We start from the raw sequence: 16,528 nt of genomic DNA on the forward strand, positions 1-16,528 counted from the left end.
AAGATTATAATTTGATAGTTAATCCAATAATGCTTGATTGACCAATTCTTGTTGCTGCTCGGCATGTAAAATTGGACTACCTACAGCGGGTGACGCTGCAAACCCACGGCCAGCATAGCGTAAATGCTGGTCAACTTGTAAACAGTCTTTGATATTATGCTGCGATGCAAACCAAACGCCTTGATTTTGTGGCTCTTCTTGGCACCATACAATATCTTTCGCTAAAGGATAATTAGCTAGTATATTAACTAATGACTTTTTAGGGAAAGGATACAATTGTTCTATACGCACGATAGCAACATGGTTTAATTGCTCATCTCGACGTTTTTGTAAAAGATCATAATAAACTTTACCACAACATAGTACGACCCGTGTTACTTTCATTGGGTCAAGTTCATCAATTTCAGGTATGACATTATGAAACTGACCATTTAAAAGATCACTGATAGGTGATACAGCTAACTTATGTCTTAATAGGCTTTTAGGAGTCATAACAATTAAAGGTTTACGAAACTTACGTAACACCTGCCGACGTAACATATGAAAAATTTGTGCCGGCGTTGTCGGTGTACATACCTGCATATTATGTTGAGCGCATAATTGCATATAACGCTCAAGCCGTGCAGATGAGTGCTCTGGCCCTTGGCCTTCATAACCATGAGGTAAAAACATGACTAGCCCACATAAGCGGCCCCATTTTTGTTCACCCGAGCTAATAAATTGATCAATAACAACTTGAGCGCCATTGGCAAAATCACCAAATTGCGCCTCCCAGATAACTAAAGAATCTGGTGCTGAAGCCGCATAGCCATATTCAAAAGCAAGCACGGCTTCTTCAGATAATACTGAATCAATAACAACAAAATGTGCATTTTTTGTTGCTGTCTTTTCTAATGGAATATAAACTTCACCTGTTTGAATCTCATGTAACACCGCGTGACGGTGAGCAAACGTACCCCGGCCAGAATCTTGGCCAGATAATCTAACACAATGACCTTCATTAAGAAGACTTGCATAAGCCATGGTTTCAGCATAGCCCCAATTCATTTGCACTTCACCACTAGACATTTTTTCCCGTTCACTTAGTAATTTTTTAACTACGGGGTGAATTTCAAAGCCTTTAGGTAAATTATGTAGCTGTTGAGAAAGCGCTTTTAAAGTTTGCTCACTAATAGTGGTATCTACTTTATCAGTCCATTTAGCATTTAAATAAGGTGACCAATCAATGGATATCTTACCTTCATAATTTTCTCGAGTCACATTAACAACCGGCTGACCTTTATCAAGTTTATTTCGATAAGCTTCCATAAGCTCGTTCACTTTTTCTTGAGTGACTAGTCCTTCTTTAATTAATTGTTCCGCATACATTTCACGTAACGGTCGCATGCTTTTAATTTTTTTATACATGGCAGGCTGGGTAATAGAAGGCTCATCAGCTTCATTATGCCCATGGCGACGATAGCATACTAAATCAATAACGACATCGCGCTTAAATTTCATTCTAAAATCAAACGCAATCTGCGTTGCGAAGACAACAGCTTCTGGATCATCACCGTTAACATGTAAAACAGGTGCTTGCACCATTTTAGCAACATCCGTACAGTATAACGTTGAGCGAGCGTCTAATGGGTTACTGGTGGTAAATCCGATTTGATTATTGATAACAATATGAACTGTACCACCTGTAGAGTACCCTCTTGCCTGAGAGAAATTAAAGGTTTCCATAACAACCCCTTGCCCGGCAAAAGCAGCATCACCATGGATGACAACTGGGACTACAGTGTTTTTTTCTACTATATCATTACGACGCTCAAGACGTGTTCTTGCTGAACCTTCTACTACAGGGCCAATGATTTCTAAATGGGAAGGGTTAAAGGCTAATGCTAAATGGACAACTGGTCCATTTTTAGTTTGGATATCAGAAGAGAAACCCAAATGATATTTAACATCACCTGTTCTTTCAGATATTATTTTACCCTCAAATTCTTGGAAAAGTTGATCAGGTGCCTTGCCTAAAACATTCACTAAGACATTTAAACGACCACGATGAGCCATACCAATAACAATTTCTTTTACATTTTCCTGACCACCTTGGCGAATAATTTCTTTCATCATTGGAATAAAGGCATCACCACCTTCTAAGGAAAAACGTTTTTGTCCAACATAACGTGTTCCTAAATAGCGCTCTAAGCCGTCAGCTGCGATTAAGTCATTAAGTATTTCTTGCTTTTTATCTGTATCAAAATTAGGACGGCCCCGTGCTGTTTCTAATTTCTGTTGTAACCATTGCGTCTCTTTCATATTTGATATATGCATATACTCAATTCCTATGCTACCGCAATAGGTATCTTGTAATGCTTGTAAAATATCTTTAAGCGGCATTTGTTGCCCTGAATTAAAGTAATCACCAGCACAAAAGCTCTTATTTAAATCGGCTTCATATAAATTATGATGATTTAACCCTAAGCTAGGAACATGAACCCGCTCTGTCATACCAAGCGGATCTAACTTAGCTGCATGATGTCCATAAGCACGGTAAGCATTTATTAATTGAGCTACTTGAAATTGTTTACTATCCTCAGAAACGACGCTAATTTGATTAAAATATTTTTTATCTGCATTTTCTAGAAAGTAATTACGTATATTACGGTGAGAAATTTCTTTTGCTACTGAATCGACTTTGGGTAAAGCTTCAAAAGCTAAGCGCCAATCATTAGGTACAGAATTAGGATCTGCTAAGAAGTCCTCATACAATGCATCAACATAGGCCATATTACCACCAGATAAATAAGAAGAAGCCCATTGTTTTTGCAGATTACTACTCATGTTTTTTCTCCAAAGAGTTTACTTGCTATTTAAAGCAACTCAGAAAAAATTATTTATGTTTCCTGATTCAACATTTGCAGGCGAATATGACTAATCGCCTGCGCCGGATTGAGTCCCTTCGGGCAAACATTTGCGCAATTCATAATAGTGCGGCAACGAAATACACTAAATGGATCTTGCAATTTATCTAAGCGGTGTGCCGTTGCAGTATCTCGACTATCAGCTAAAAATCGGCGTGCCTGTAAAAGCCCTGCTGGCCCTATAAATTTATCTGGGTTCCACCAATAAGATGGACATGAACTTGTACAGCAAGCGCATAAAATGCACTCATATAAACCATCTAATAATGAGCGTTCTGCCGGTGTTTGCAGCCGTTCTTTTGCTGGCATATTACTGTCATTTTGCAAATAAGGTTCCACACGTTCATATTGCTGATAAAATTGTGTCATATCAACAACTAGATCCCGAATAACCGGAAATCCTGGTAAAGGACGGATAACTATTTTATTTGTATTAAGTTGCGAAAGAGATGTAATACAAGCTAAGCCATTAGTTCCATTAATATTCATACCGTCAGAACCGCAAACCCCTTCACGACAGGAGCGCCTGTAAGCTAAAGTAACATCTTGCTCAGCTTTAATTCGCTCAAGCAATGTTAAAAGCATAGGATCACTTTTAGCAGGAATTTCCAATGTATAATCTTGCATATAAGGCTTTTCATTACCTTCAGCTTCAGGATTATATCGATAAATGGATAAAGTTAATTTTTTATAATCAGCCATAACATACCCCCTTAATAAACGCGTTCTTTCGGCGCAAATGGCTCGACGTATTTAGGTGCTGTATTTACAGGCCGAAAATCAATACGCTCCCCTTCCTCAAAATACAAAGTATGTTTTATCCAATTAGCGTCATCTCGTTTAGGATAATCTTCACGGCTGTGAGCACCTCGACTCTCAGTACGAGCTAAAGCTGAATGGGCACTTGCATAAGCGGTGGCCATTAAGTTATCTAATTCTAAGGCAGCAATACGTTCTGTGTTAAAAATGTGGCTTTTGTCACTTAGTTTAGCATGTTTTAAGCGTTCTCGAAGCGCCTGTAAACGGTGCAAACCCTCTTCCATCACCTTACCTGTACGAAAAACACCAAAATCTTCTTGCATAACACGCTGCATAGCGTCCCGAATTTCAGCAGGGCTCTCACCATCTGTAGAATTCTCCCAACGCAAATAGCGCTCTAATGCAGGTGCAAGATCATCATCTGAAATGTAAGCTATATCAGGAAGCTCATTAGCAAGCCATAATTCTTCAACATGTAAACCAGCAGCACGGCCAAAAACAACTAAGTCAAGTAAAGAATTTCCACCTAAGCGATTAGCACCATGTACGGAAACACAAGCACATTCCCCAACAGCATATAATCCTTCAATAATTTGATCAGTACCATCTTTGTGCATTAGAACCTGGCCATGAATATTAGTCGGTATACCGCCCATACTATAATGGCAAGTTGGTACAACAGGTATTGGCTCAACAATAGGATCAACACCTGCAAATTTTATAGATAATTCTCGAATACCGGGCAGACGGGACATAATCAAATCCGCACCTAAGTGATCTAACTTTAATTTAACATGATCAATACCATTAGGATCAAAGCCTCGACCTGCACGAATTTCTAAAGCCATTGAACGAGCAACGACATCTCGGGAAGCTAAATCTTTTACACGAGGTGCGTAACGTTCCATAAAACGCTCCCCATCTTTATTAATTAGATACCCCCCTTCACCGCGACAACCTTCTGTAACAAGTGTTCCAGCACCAGCAATACCAGTTGGATGGAATTGCCACATTTCCATATCTTGTAATGGAATGCCTGCTCTTAGTGCCATTCCAAAGCCATCACCTGTATTAATGTAGGCATTTGTTGTCGACTGAAAAATACGGCCTGCGCCACCAGTAGCTAAAATACACACCCGAGTTTGGTAAAAAACAATTTCACCAGTCTCTATTGATAAAGCCGTAACGCCAGCAATTCGTCCATGAGCATCTTTAACAAAATCAAGTGCATACCATTCGCTAAAAACATGCGTTTTGGCTTTTAAATTTTGCTGATACAAAGTATGTAAAAGAGCATGACCCGTTCTATCAGCTGCGGCACAAGTTCGAGCAGCCTGTTCTCCACCAAAATTTTTCGACTGCCCGCCAAATTGGCGTTGATAAATTGTACCATTATCCATACGCGAAAATGGTAATCCCATATGCTCTAATTCATAAACTGCTTCAGGACCTGTCTTACATAAATATTCAATGCAATCTTGATCACCAATATAATCAGCGCCTTTTACCGTATCATACATATGCCATCGCCAATCGTCTGGATGAGCATTGCCTAATGCAGATGTAATACCACCTTGGGCGGAGACAGTATGTGATCGAGTTGGAAATACTTTAGAAAGTAAAGCCACTTTTAAGCCTGAATTAGCAAGCTGTAAAGCAGCGCGCATACCAGCGCCGCCGGCACCAATAATAACTGCATCAAATTTATTCCTTGCAATTGGCATATTCATATTATTGCCCCCATACAATCATTAAACCCCAAATAAATTGGGCACTAAGCCAAATTAGAACAACCATTTGCAAAAATAGACGCCAGCAGGTGGATTTAACATAATCAGTCGTAACTGTCCACACACCCACCCACGTATGTAAAGAGAAAGCTACTAGCGCCATAATAGTTGCAGCTTTAAAAAATACGTTAGAAAATAAGGTATGCCATAGTTGATATTGTAAATGTGGATGAAACAATAAAAAACCAAATAAAAAAAGACAGTATAACGCAAAATAGATGGCCGTAGCTCGCTGAATTAGCCAATCTTTTAAACCATTTCCTGTTAAACTAGTGACATTGCTTACCATATCCAAAATCCTAGAAGTAGAGTTAAAATAATTGCAGCTATAATCACAAAAATAGCACTTTTACGGCCTGAATCTAAATGCTCACCATAACCTGCATCCATAATTAAATGACGAATACCCGCTAGTAAATGATAAATTAAAGCTGCGCTAAAGGCCCAAAGAATTAATTTTGCTCCTATACCACTCAATGTCGATTGCAAATGTATGAAGGAAGCAGGGCTCGCTAAAGATAACTCAAGATAATAAAGGACGATAGGAAAGAGTAAAAATAAGGCAAGGCCTGAAATTCGATGCAAAATGGACGCAATTGCCATAGGAGGAAATTTTATTGTGGTTAAATCAAGGTTTACTGGTCTCTTCTTGTTCACGTTATAATTTATCCTTCAGTAAATAATGAAATAGCTAGTTTCTATCTAATAAGTAGATAGAATTTAATAAATATCTTAAATTCTTTAAACATCAACTTTTAACTTAACTACCTAATATAAGTATTGTAAGCTTATAAACCTGTTTTATTTTAAATATAACTAATTACAAACCGCTGGCTAGATGTCAGCTTTACATCACATGTCATAAAGTAAACTAATGGCAGTATTTAAATCGAATCGCTGTTTCTCGCCCTGCAGGCGTAGCAAGAGCTAGAAGTATACCACTCTGTCTTTTTAGCGCAAAGTGTATGTGCAAAAAGAGAAATAATTGTTATTAATGTGAGTTCAATATAAAGAGGCGAAGATATTTTTGGTCATAAAATGGATATTAGCACGGTAAAAATACACATTATTTGTGCACAATCTAGCACAAATGGAAAATAGAAATGGTAGTTAGACTTATACTTGCTAGTATTTATGATTTATTAATTGTTTTAGCGCTATTATTTTTTATAACAGCCGTTTCCCTAATTTTTAATCCTCAATCATTTATTCCTGCTGGCACTCGTTGGTATCAATTTTTACTTGTAGCCGGCATATTCTTTTATTATCTCTTATGCTTTAAATTTGGTGGACAAACAATAGGTTTAAAAACTTGGCAACTGAAATTGGTTACTAATAGAGAGCAGTTAACGCTATTGCAGGCTTTTTTATGGTTATGTTTTGCTTTGCCTGCAATAAGTTATGGATTTTTAAGATTTAAAAACCCACAATATTTTCTCTTTAAGTGGACCAAAATTAGATTATGTAAAGTTTCTGCACTTTAATAAATCTATCTTTGTTTATTTTCAGTCTCTTATTACCGTTAAAACTTACTTTTTTGGTATTCATGCTTTAAGGCTGTCTTAATAAAATTAAGATTAAGCTTTTGCTAATTCCCAATAGCTTTAGACTAAAATTACTACAAAATTTAAAAATTTCAATCAAATTAGATATGACAAGTGATGCTATTAGACAAGTTACAGGCCGGGCTCAAGCTGGCTTAAAAAATGATGATCCTTATATGACTATCGGGTCAATCCAGATGCAAGCAGCCAGGAAATTTGGAAAGCTTATTTAGAAACAGAAAGAACTATAAATCAAGATGCGTCTATAAGTGAGAAAGACAGAGAACAATTATTAAAACAACTAGAAGAAACCTATGATAATTATCTGAGAAATGATGATTTACGTAACACTTACGATAGCCAGAGAAAATCTAGAGATGAGCAAATAAGGCAGGAAGCTGAGCACGAAGTAGATAGTATAATGCAAGAGCTGCTAAAGGAAAATCAATCATCTGACGTCACCTTAATGCCACAAAACACCTCAAGTTATACTAATAATCCGCTAAGCTCTGCAGCTGTAGGTTTAGATAGTACCCCTGATAACAGTCAAGGCACCAGTAATTCTTTTGCAGATGATAGTGATTTAGAATCTGTCTTTAATAATATTCCTAAGTCACCTTAAACTACTTAAATACAGGAATTTAAGAAAAATATAGAGAGGAAAAATATTCAGCCATGCGTCTAATATTAGACAAAGCTGGTTCTACTCTTAATAATGAGAATAAATGCCGTAAATATGATACAGAAAAAGAATCTATGAAGGGGCAGCCCCCTGAGAATAAGAGTGTAATAAGTAGAGGGTTAAAACTATTACCGCGAAACCTTAGGTCCAGAACTAGCATGCTGTAAATAAGGCTGCCGGGGTGATTCGGATGGATAGCCATAACCCCTATCGTTTAAGGTTTTAACTAATTTAAGATACCTTTCTCCCCAAGCACCCGGATCAAAGTTGGTCACCACAACATTATAATTTAAATTAATAATGGACTCAAAAGCCTTACGTTGAGCCTTTTCATGCCCACTAAAAGCAACTTGTACTTCCGTTTCAGGATTAGTGCCCCCTGATTTTAAACGCTCAATTAGAAGATAAATCATTTTTTCAATAGTAAAATACAACTTACACATAGACATACCAGCCGTATACATATCTTGTGCTTTAGATGTACTTAATCTATGGCCCCAATCTAAAATAGTGTAAACAAACTCATATTCATTATCACCGATTAGCTCAGGTTCTATGATTAAAGGAGGTGAAATAGGTTCAATAACAGGATTAACAATGAGGAGATCAAAATTTGCCCAATGCCACCAAAGTTGGTAAACCCTCTCAATAAGGACAACAGGATCATCATAGTTATCAACTACAATTCTCTGCCGCATCTCTTCCATCTGCTGCTCAAAATTTGGATCGGAGATGTCTATTGCATTTGCCATGTTTATTACTCGTTTTAATGTATAACCGTATCTTAGCCTAAAATTAATACTTAAGCATGAAACGCTTTAACAAAAAAATAGCAAAAAAAGTGTAAATTTAGTACTTTTTCTAAAATTTCAAGCCAATATATTTAATTTAAGATAAATTTGATATGAAAGGAAGTTAGTCTTTTTGTGGCGAAATCACGTTATTCTGTAATAGACTACCGCCTGCTTATGACAATTTTTAAGACAGCTTTTCTGACAATGCACTTCATTCTGACAAAAAGCAATTATGCCCCGTTTCAGCCATATATCAAGCATAGGCTCTAAAGCCATTAAATCTAAATTAAACTCTCGAGCTAGTTGCTGATTACTTGCTATTCCTTCACGACGTAAATAATTAAGAATCTGTAAGAGCATACTTATTTCCTGAAGAAAAATTTTGATAATAAAGTTTAGCTATAAATAGTCCAATACTTATTAACATTAGCATAATCCAAAATAAAGAAAGTGCTGGATGTTCCATAAATCGTGCCGCTTGATAGAAAATGACTGCAGAAGCATAAGCAATGAGTAATGACCAACTTACGGAAAACCACATAATTTTTCGATTCGCTTCCTGTCTAATTACAGCCATTGTAGACACACAAGGAATATAAAGTAGTACAAAGAGTAAATAAGCAAACGCGCCTGCTTGGCCATCAAAAAGCTGCGCCATTTTACCATATACTGTTTGTGATACCTCATTGTCAGGCGCACTTGCCAAGATAGGATTGACAAAAGCATGGCCTAATTCAGATAAATTATGGGGAATCGACCAAAAAGCTTCTTGCAATGATTGCCATAAATTAAATGTTAAAGAAAGATGAGCACTACTATTAAGATGTGCTAATTGCGCATAGAGTGAATTTAAAGACCCAATAACTACTTCTTTTGCAAGCATACCTGTTAGTAGACCTACTGTTGCAGGCCAATTATTAGGCTCAATTCCCATTGGTGAAAATAACGGAGTAACCCATTGACCTAATAACGATAATATAGATTGAGCATTTGCTTGATCACTACTAAAACCGCCGTTTATTGTTAGTGCATTTAACCCACTTAAGATAATACAAACAGGAATAATTAAGCGACCGGCACGAATAATAAAATAACGTAGTCGAGAAAACATTTCTTTCAATAATCGCTTTATAGTTGGCCTATGATAAGCAGGTAACTCAAGAATTAATGGCGATGAATAACCTTGTAAAATAGTTTTACGTAACATAAAACCTGTCAATACAGCCAATACAATCCCAGTCATATAAAGGCAAAAGACAATATTTTGTCCTCCTCTCGGGAAAAAGGCTGCTACAAATACGGAATAGATTGCTAAACGAGCACTACAAGACATAAAAGGACTCATAACAATCGTTAATAGGCGTTCTCTGTCTGAATCCAACGTGCGCGCCGCCATAATCGCAGGCACATTACAGCCAAAACCAACAATCATCGGTACGAATGCTTTTCCCGGTAATCCAAGCATACGCATGAACTTATCAACTACAAAAGCAGCTCGTGCCATATATCCAGAGGTCTCTAGTAATGCTAAAAAGAAAAACATGGCGCCAATAACTGGAATAAATGCAACCGTTGTCGTAATACCAATTCCTATGCCCTGCGCAATTAAAGCAATTAACCATTGGGGAGAATGTAGTTTTAATAATAACCATTCAGGGCCTTGGACAAAGAGTGCACTTGAACTCATTTCAAAAAAGTCTTGCAAAGCACCGCCAATATTGATGGCAAATAAAAACATTGAGTACATGACAGCAAAAAAAATGGGCAACGCAAAAAATCGATGCAATATGATACGGTCTATCTTTGCTGTGAAATGTTCGCTAGTATCGCTAAGTTTTTTCTGAGTTAAATTAACTAATTGATGAATTACCTGATAACGTGCATCAGCGATGACAATATCGTCGTCCGGACCTTTCTCAAACCCCTCTGTATTCACTGCGCCTAACATAGTTTCTATTAAACACTGATCACCTTCTAAAGTTCGCAAAGTGTAATATTGGGCTAAATTTGCAGATAAATGATAATTTGAGATAAGATTTTGCTTAATTTTATTGATTCTTTGTTGCAAATCTACAGGCAGGGTCAGATTAAAGTTGTTGGGTTTAACTAGTTTGGCGGCTACCGCATGTTGTAACTCAGTAAGACCTATTTTTTTGTGAGCTTGAATAGCGATGATCGGGCAGTTCAATTGCTTTGACAAAAGCGCGGTGTCAATAGAAATACCTCTTTGCTTAGCAATATCACTCATATTAAGTGCAATAATAATAGGTTTACCTAGTTCAAGAAGTTGGCTTGTTAAATAAAGATGCCGTTCTAAATGACAAGCATCTATAACATTAATAATAATATCGGCAGGGATTGTGAGAATAGAATGGGCTGTAATCTTTTCATCCTGACTTAGGATATAGGAGGAGTTTAGGGAATACACACCTGGTAAGTCAGTAATTTCTATTGTTTGATTGGCAAATTGAAAAAATCCTGTTTTTTTTTCTACTGTTACCCCCGGCCAATTACCAATCTTTTGATTATCACTCGTAAGCGCATTAAATAATGTTGTTTTACCACAATTGGGATTTCCTAATAATAAAATATGTGTCATACAGGTTCCCACTCTAGTTCATCAGCTTCTTCTTTACGTAAAGTAATTGATGTTCCCCGTATTTCTATTTGCAAAGGGCAACCTAGCGGTGCAACTCTTATTACTTTTATTTCCACACCACGCGTTATACCTAAAGATAATAAGCGCTTACGGTAAATTAAATTAGTATTACCAAAATTTACCAACCGGACATGGTCACCTTTATGTAAATCATTAATATGAATTTTTTTCATTCTATTCTTAGCTAAATTGGATAGATTGCAAAAATTTAAATCTTTTGGTGTATTTTAGCATAGATGATAGCGATAATCATTCTCATTTTGAATGAAAATAAATTATTTTAACCGGGCTTTATCCAAAATTCTTGTTTTTAAGTTAAATAAGACATAGTACGTCTTGGATGGCGTTGAATATAATCTTTTGATTGCATCTCATGTAGGCGACTTTGTGTTCGCTTGAAAGCCTGTTTCATCTCACCTTGTATATAAAGTTCATCAATAGGAGCTGCAGCAGATAATACTAAACGAATGCCTTGATCATACATAACATCAATAAAGTGAATCAATAAAATAGCAAATACGGTATCACTTTCTCCTAATACTGGAATATCGCTTACAAAAACAGTATCAAAGCGCTCAGCTATTTCTAAATAGTCCAATTGACTACGGGGTAAATTACAAATAAATTTAAAATCAAACCAAACAACTCGATCGCTTAGTTTAATATAAGGAATTTCGCGCTTTTGAACTATTAATGTCCCTGTAGTTTGGGCAGCAGGTGCAATATAGTCAAACTGTCTATTTAAAAGGTTAGTTGTTTCTTCTGTTAAGGGATAAATATAAGTTTCAAAATCTAATTCGCGACTTAAACGATAATCTTGCTTATTACTTAGATGAATAACTTCACAATGCTTTTTGATAGCAGTAATTGCTGGTAGAAAACGGGCACGCTGTACACCATTACGATATAAATCATCAGGTGCTGAGTTTGATGTAGCAATTAAAACCACATCTCGTGCAAATAAAGCTTGCATAAGCTCAGCTAAAATCATTGCATAAGCAATATCATCTACCATAAATTCATCAAAACACAGTAATTGCGCTCTTTTAGCAATATCTGCTGCTATCCGTTGTAGTGGATTAGGTATCCCTTGCAATTGACGTAACTGCGCATCTACTTGTTGCATAAAATGATGAAAGTGGAAACGTAATTTTTTCTCTAACGAGATAGTGTTAAAAAAAAGATCCATTAAAAAGGTTTTACCAACACCAACTGGCCCATAAATATAAATACCTTTTAATGAGGATTTCTTAAGCCAATTAAACCAACTTTTTTTCTGATTGGAAAAATCACTAATTAATCTATCTAGGTGAATTAAAACTTGACGCTGCGAAGGGCTATCCTGTATATCACCAGAATCAATAGCTGCGTTGTATTGATTAAGTAAGCTCATAAGCTTAATACCTGTGTACGCACTATATCCATTAGTTTAGATTTTAATAAAAGTAAATTGCCATGAAAGAAATGCCCCGTTGTGGGAAAGCAAATGACAGGGATTTTAGGGTTAGCTTGATTAGCAAAATCAAGAACCATATCTAAAGGTGAAATTTCATCTTCTTCACCTTGTAAAATAAACCACGGTTTTGGTGCTTTAAATTCTAAATAATTATAGTGATGAAAAGGGGGCGCTATAGTGATTAAAAGAATAGAATCACTTTTTGCTGCCGCTCTGTAAGCTACAAAAGAACCAAAAGAAAAGCCAGAGAATATAAATTGGGTATCAGGGTATTGTTGCCGCCAAAGCTGTTGTAAAACCAACATATCCTCACTTTCACCTATGCCCGCATCATACTGACCTTCCGACGCACCGACACCACGAAAATTAAATCGAATTGAAGGAATACCTAATTCTTTAAATGAGCGCGCCATGGTTGTAACAACTTTGTTGTTCATTGTACCACCCTGCAGCGAATGGGGGTGACCTAATAGCGCTAAGTAATTAAAATTTATTTCATTGGGGAGCGTTAATATAGCTGCTAAGCGACCAGCTTTGCCTTGAAAAAGAAAGGTATGCTCACCAGGCGTGATTAAATTTGCGATAGGTAACATAAATTCATTCATAACTTATTAAAGTATTAATAATAACCGATCTTGCAATTTGTTGCGCGTCCTTTAAACTTATTTTGCGCTGACAAATTGCAGCGACCTAGACCCTTCGTTTGATATCAAACATAGGAATTTACATTAGACTTTTTTGCAGTGAGTTTCAAAAGAAGTCTATTAACAATTTTTGGAGGACTTGATCCATGAGACAGGTACCAATGCTCTTAAATTTTATCTGTATTTACTCCTTTCAATTAGGGGGTAAATAAATGAATATTAACGAATTTGCTAAAAAAAAGCTGGCTGGCGAAAAAATAACGATGCTGACCTGCTATGATTATCTTTCTGCTAAAATTATTGCTGAATCGCAATTAGATTGCGTTTTAGTTGGGGATAGTGTTGCCATGGTTGTTCATGGCCATTCTAGTACAGTGATGGCAACAATTGATATGATGGTTTTGCATACCCAAGCAGTAGCTCGCGGCATTACACATCAATTAATAATAAGCGACCTACCCTTTCTTTGCCATCGTTCGTCTCAAGCTGAAACAATCATCAACGTTAAAAAATTAATACAAGCTGGCGCCGAGGCAATTAAAATTGAAGGTGGAGATGATGATACTTGCCGTACTATTGCTTATCTAGTGTCTTCTGGTATTCCTATACTCGGCCATATAGGCCTAATGCCGCAATCTATTTATCAGTATGGTGGCTATAAAGTTCAAGGTCGAGACGATGAAAAAGCAAATCAACTATTACAACAAGCAAAAAATCTAGAAGCTTCTGGCTGTTCAGCGCTCGTTCTTGAATGCATTCCTCAAGCATTAGCAAAAAAAATAACTAATAGCCTATCTATTCCTACTATAGGTATAGGTGCAGGTTCTGTAACTGATGGCCAAGTTTTAGTTTGGCACGATATGTTAGGTTTACAACAAGATTTTGTACCTAAATTTGTAAAACAATTTACAAATTCTAAAAGTACTGTGTTAACAGCAATTAATAATTATATTCAGGATGTTCAACAAAGCGACTTTCCATCAGAGAGCTACGCTTACTAATTAAATCACTTTTCCAAAGGCTGCTTAAAAAGCAGCCTAATTTAATTATTTACTAGGATAATTCATGCAAGTTTTTAATAATTTAAATGACTGGATCAATTTTAGAAATACACTAGATCCTCACTTAAGTTTAGGTTTTGTACCTACCATGGGTAATTTACATAAAGGCCATAGCTCTTTAATGCAGATTAGTAAAAGTGAAAATGAGCTGACAGTTGTTAGTATCTTTATTAATCCAACCCAATTTAATCAGCCCGATGATTATACTAATTATCCACGTACCTTAGAATTAGATCTTAAATTACTAGAAGAAAATGGTGTTGATTACTGCCTCACTCCGACAGAGCAAGCAATATATCCCGATGATTATAGATATAAAGTTATAGAAACTGAATTTTCCCAAATTATGGAAGGCGCCTATCGACCTGGCCACTTTAATGGTGTGTTAACGATAGTTATGAAATTACTCAATTTAGTTAGGCCCCAAAATGCCTATTTTGGTGAAAAAGACTATCAGCAATACTGTCTAATTCGCGATATGGTTAACGCTTTTTTTATGCCTATTTCTATAAAGGTTTGCCCAACAATTCGTGAAACAAGTCAACTTGCTTACAGTTCTCGCAACAATCTTCTTACTATTAATGAGCGCGAATTAGCAGAACGCTTTGCTACCATATTCCATCAAGATAAACCTTATAATGAAATTTTAAAGCAATTAAAGGAAAATGAGTTAAGTGTCGAATACTTTATAGAGCATGAAAATCGCCGATTTATAGCAGTTAAAATCGGAAATGTACGTTTAATAGACAATTATATTATTAAAGCAAAGCAATAATTATGTATTCTATGATTTTAAGGCTATTCTTTAATAAATAAACATTTTATGAAAGGGATATTATTATGTTAAAAAAATATATATTAAATACATTGTTCTATTTAACTAGCCTTTCTTTATCCTCATTTGCTGTAGCGGCAGCAGCGACTGACACGAATGCTAGTTCAACAACCAATACAACTTCTTCTTCAACAAGTGCAACTTCTACAGATGATCAATCAAGAGGTAAAGATGAATGGCTTTCTAAAATGCGAGAGGTAGTACCCGGCATTATTTGCAAAAACTTTACACAAAATGATGAACTTAATAAACGTTTAAAAGCAGAAAATATCGATTACGATAAATGCGTAAGTTTAATTCCTGCTAGTTTTGATAAATGTAAAAGCAAGTATTACTCAGATCTTCCTGCAACGATGGACAAAGATAGTGCATCAAAATGGGGTAAAACGATGGGGGAATGTATAGGTACTGATTTTGCTCTTACTAATTTTGGTGGTGAATCTAACACTAATAATAAAGATAGCAGTTCTGCTAGTAGCTCTGCTCAAGAAATGACCAAAGATGAATGGTTATCAAAATTAAAAGCTGTTGTGCCTGATTTAATTTGCAAAGGTTTTATGCAGGATGAAACACTTAATAAACGCCTCACTGAAGTTAATATTAACTACGATAAATGTGTTAGTTTAATACCTGAAAGCGTTGATAAATGTCAAAAAGAACTCTATTCTCAAATTCCTGCAACAATTAATCAGCAAAATGCAGGAAAATGGGGACATTCTATTGGCGAATGTATAGGTAAAGATTTCGCTTTAAAACACTTATTTAATAAAAAGCCTTAAGCTTTTTACTGCAAATGCATAATTTGACTAGCTCTATATAATCTCGCCCTAAAAAATCTTTTAGGGCGAGATTATATTCTTAAATAACTAATTAATTTATCTCCTTTTTTTGTTTGTTAATCCAGAAATTTTCCTACAATACTTGGCATTTAAAATATGAATAATTTTACTCTTACCTAATTATAAACTTTATTAACTGATTGCTGTATTTGTAATCATTAAATTTATTTAATAAGCTTTAATTAAGAAAGATATAACGTTCCTATTAAGTTTCAAACAAGGCTCCAGGGCTCAAGGCAAAGAATTTTACAAACAAGTACCTAGGAATTAATTATGAAAGAAAGACATTTCGCTTATAAAATAAATAGTAATGTTGCAGGCTTAATTTGCACTTATGCTGAAATTGAAAAAGATAAAATGCTAGACCTTTTAAAATTGGTACAACAAGATACTGAAGTAGGTCTATATTGGGTCTTTAAGCAACTAGATAATCAACCTAAAGAGCCATTATGTATTATTGATTGCACCCATAAGCGCGTTTATTATCATTATTCAGGTGAGGTAGAAGACTTAAGTGATACTGTGAAAAAATTATCTAAATAATTATCGTTTTACCGTA

18 protein-coding genes are annotated in these 16,528 nt (G+C 35.8%); 7 read left to right on the top strand and 11 right to left on the bottom strand.

Annotation, left to right across the window (positions count from 1 at the left end; genetic code table 11):
• Nucleotides 1-18 precede the first annotated feature (18 nt).
• From DYH30_RS14045 to sdhC, 5 genes are read right to left on the bottom strand one after another with little or no spacing between them, the layout of a single operon-like run.
• Nucleotides 19-2,826 carry a 2-oxoglutarate dehydrogenase E1 component gene (locus tag DYH30_RS14045; protein ID WP_115332246.1) on the bottom strand — a complete coding sequence of 936 codons (2,808 nt, stop codon included), beginning with the start codon at nucleotides 2,824-2,826 and terminating at the stop codon, nucleotides 19-21.
• A gap of 53 nt (nucleotides 2,827-2,879) precedes the next feature.
• Complete coding sequence (locus DYH30_RS14050; protein ID WP_115332247.1) at nucleotides 2,880-3,608, bottom strand: succinate dehydrogenase iron-sulfur subunit; 729 nt, start codon at nucleotides 3,606-3,608, stop codon at nucleotides 2,880-2,882.
• Between the two features lie 11 nt (nucleotides 3,609-3,619).
• Nucleotides 3,620-5,389 carry a succinate dehydrogenase flavoprotein subunit gene (gene sdhA / locus DYH30_RS14055; RefSeq protein ID WP_115332597.1) on the bottom strand — a complete coding sequence of 590 codons (1,770 nt, stop codon included), beginning with the start codon at nucleotides 5,387-5,389 and terminating at the stop codon, nucleotides 3,620-3,622.
• 7 nt (nucleotides 5,390-5,396) lie between these two features.
• Entirely contained in the window at nucleotides 5,397-5,744 is a 348-nt protein-coding gene (gene sdhD, locus DYH30_RS14060; RefSeq protein WP_115332248.1) for a succinate dehydrogenase, hydrophobic membrane anchor protein, read from the bottom strand.
• Nucleotides 5,738-6,112, bottom strand: a complete 375-nt coding sequence (sdhC, locus tag DYH30_RS14065) for a succinate dehydrogenase, cytochrome b556 subunit (protein WP_115332249.1) — start codon at nucleotides 6,110-6,112, stop codon at nucleotides 5,738-5,740. Before sdhC ends, sdhD begins: the two co-directional genes overlap by 7 nt.
• A 446-nt stretch (nucleotides 6,113-6,558) precedes the next feature.
• Here sdhC and DYH30_RS14070 point away from each other — a divergent pair, with 446 nt between their 5' ends.
• From DYH30_RS14070 to DYH30_RS17860, 3 genes are all read left to right on the top strand, one after another.
• Entirely contained in the window at nucleotides 6,559-6,939 is a 381-nt protein-coding gene (locus tag DYH30_RS14070) for an RDD family protein (RefSeq protein ID WP_115332250.1), read from the top strand.
• A 167-nt stretch (nucleotides 6,940-7,106) separates the two neighbouring features.
• Complete coding sequence (locus DYH30_RS18585; RefSeq protein ID WP_278043122.1) at nucleotides 7,107-7,232, top strand: hypothetical protein; 126 nt, start codon at nucleotides 7,107-7,109, stop codon at nucleotides 7,230-7,232.
• Between the two features lie 188 nt (nucleotides 7,233-7,420).
• Nucleotides 7,421-7,621, top strand: a complete 201-nt coding sequence (locus tag DYH30_RS17860; protein WP_131740642.1) for a hypothetical protein — start codon at nucleotides 7,421-7,423, stop codon at nucleotides 7,619-7,621.
• 188 nt (nucleotides 7,622-7,809) lie between these two features.
• Here the strand turns inward: DYH30_RS17860 and DYH30_RS14080 are convergent, their stop codons facing one another.
• The 6 genes from DYH30_RS14080 to DYH30_RS14105 form a co-directional block, all read right to left on the bottom strand.
• A complete protein-coding gene (locus DYH30_RS14080) occupies nucleotides 7,810-8,433 on the bottom strand; it encodes a virulence factor (RefSeq protein ID WP_115332252.1) in 624 nt (207 codons plus the stop codon).
• Between the two features lie 183 nt (nucleotides 8,434-8,616).
• Complete coding sequence (locus DYH30_RS14085; protein ID WP_115332253.1) at nucleotides 8,617-8,835, bottom strand: FeoC-like transcriptional regulator; 219 nt, start codon at nucleotides 8,833-8,835, stop codon at nucleotides 8,617-8,619.
• Nucleotides 8,816-11,074: a Fe(2+) transporter permease subunit FeoB gene (gene feoB, locus DYH30_RS14090; RefSeq protein ID WP_115332254.1), complete on the bottom strand. Its 2,259-nt coding sequence runs from the start codon at nucleotides 11,072-11,074 to the stop codon at nucleotides 8,816-8,818. The genes DYH30_RS14085 and feoB overlap by 20 nt, the downstream gene beginning before the upstream one ends.
• Nucleotides 11,071-11,307: a FeoA family protein gene (locus DYH30_RS14095; protein ID WP_165482125.1), complete on the bottom strand. Its 237-nt coding sequence runs from the start codon at nucleotides 11,305-11,307 to the stop codon at nucleotides 11,071-11,073. The genes feoB and DYH30_RS14095 overlap by 4 nt, the downstream gene beginning before the upstream one ends.
• Nucleotides 11,308-11,444: 137 nt before the next feature.
• Nucleotides 11,445-12,527 (bottom strand): cell division protein ZapE, encoded by a 1,083-nt coding sequence (gene zapE, locus DYH30_RS14100; RefSeq protein WP_115332255.1) that lies wholly within the window; start codon nucleotides 12,525-12,527, stop codon nucleotides 11,445-11,447.
• Nucleotides 12,524-13,183, bottom strand: a complete 660-nt coding sequence (locus DYH30_RS14105) for an alpha/beta hydrolase (RefSeq protein WP_115332256.1) — start codon at nucleotides 13,181-13,183, stop codon at nucleotides 12,524-12,526. Before DYH30_RS14105 ends, zapE begins: the two co-directional genes overlap by 4 nt.
• Nucleotides 13,184-13,446: 263 nt before the next feature.
• On the opposite strand from DYH30_RS14105, the gene panB reads away from it, so the two are divergent.
• From panB to DYH30_RS14125, 4 genes are all read left to right on the top strand, one after another.
• Nucleotides 13,447-14,235, top strand: coding sequence for a 3-methyl-2-oxobutanoate hydroxymethyltransferase (gene panB / locus DYH30_RS14110; protein WP_115332257.1), 789 nt, complete (start codon nucleotides 13,447-13,449; stop codon nucleotides 14,233-14,235).
• Nucleotides 14,236-14,299: 64 nt separating this feature from the next.
• Nucleotides 14,300-15,070, top strand: a complete 771-nt coding sequence (panC, locus tag DYH30_RS14115) for a pantoate--beta-alanine ligase (RefSeq protein WP_115332258.1) — start codon at nucleotides 14,300-14,302, stop codon at nucleotides 15,068-15,070.
• 65 nt (nucleotides 15,071-15,135) lie between these two features.
• Nucleotides 15,136-15,909, top strand: a complete 774-nt coding sequence (locus DYH30_RS14120) for a hypothetical protein (protein WP_115332259.1) — start codon at nucleotides 15,136-15,138, stop codon at nucleotides 15,907-15,909.
• Nucleotides 15,910-16,242: 333 nt separating this feature from the next.
• Nucleotides 16,243-16,512 carry a hypothetical protein gene (locus DYH30_RS14125; RefSeq protein ID WP_115332260.1) on the top strand — a complete coding sequence of 90 codons (270 nt, stop codon included), beginning with the start codon at nucleotides 16,243-16,245 and terminating at the stop codon, nucleotides 16,510-16,512.
• Nucleotides 16,513-16,528 lie beyond the last annotated feature (16 nt).

The organism is Legionella busanensis (assembly GCF_900461525.1).
GTDB lineage: Bacteria > Pseudomonadota > Gammaproteobacteria > Legionellales > Legionellaceae > Legionella_C > Legionella_C busanensis.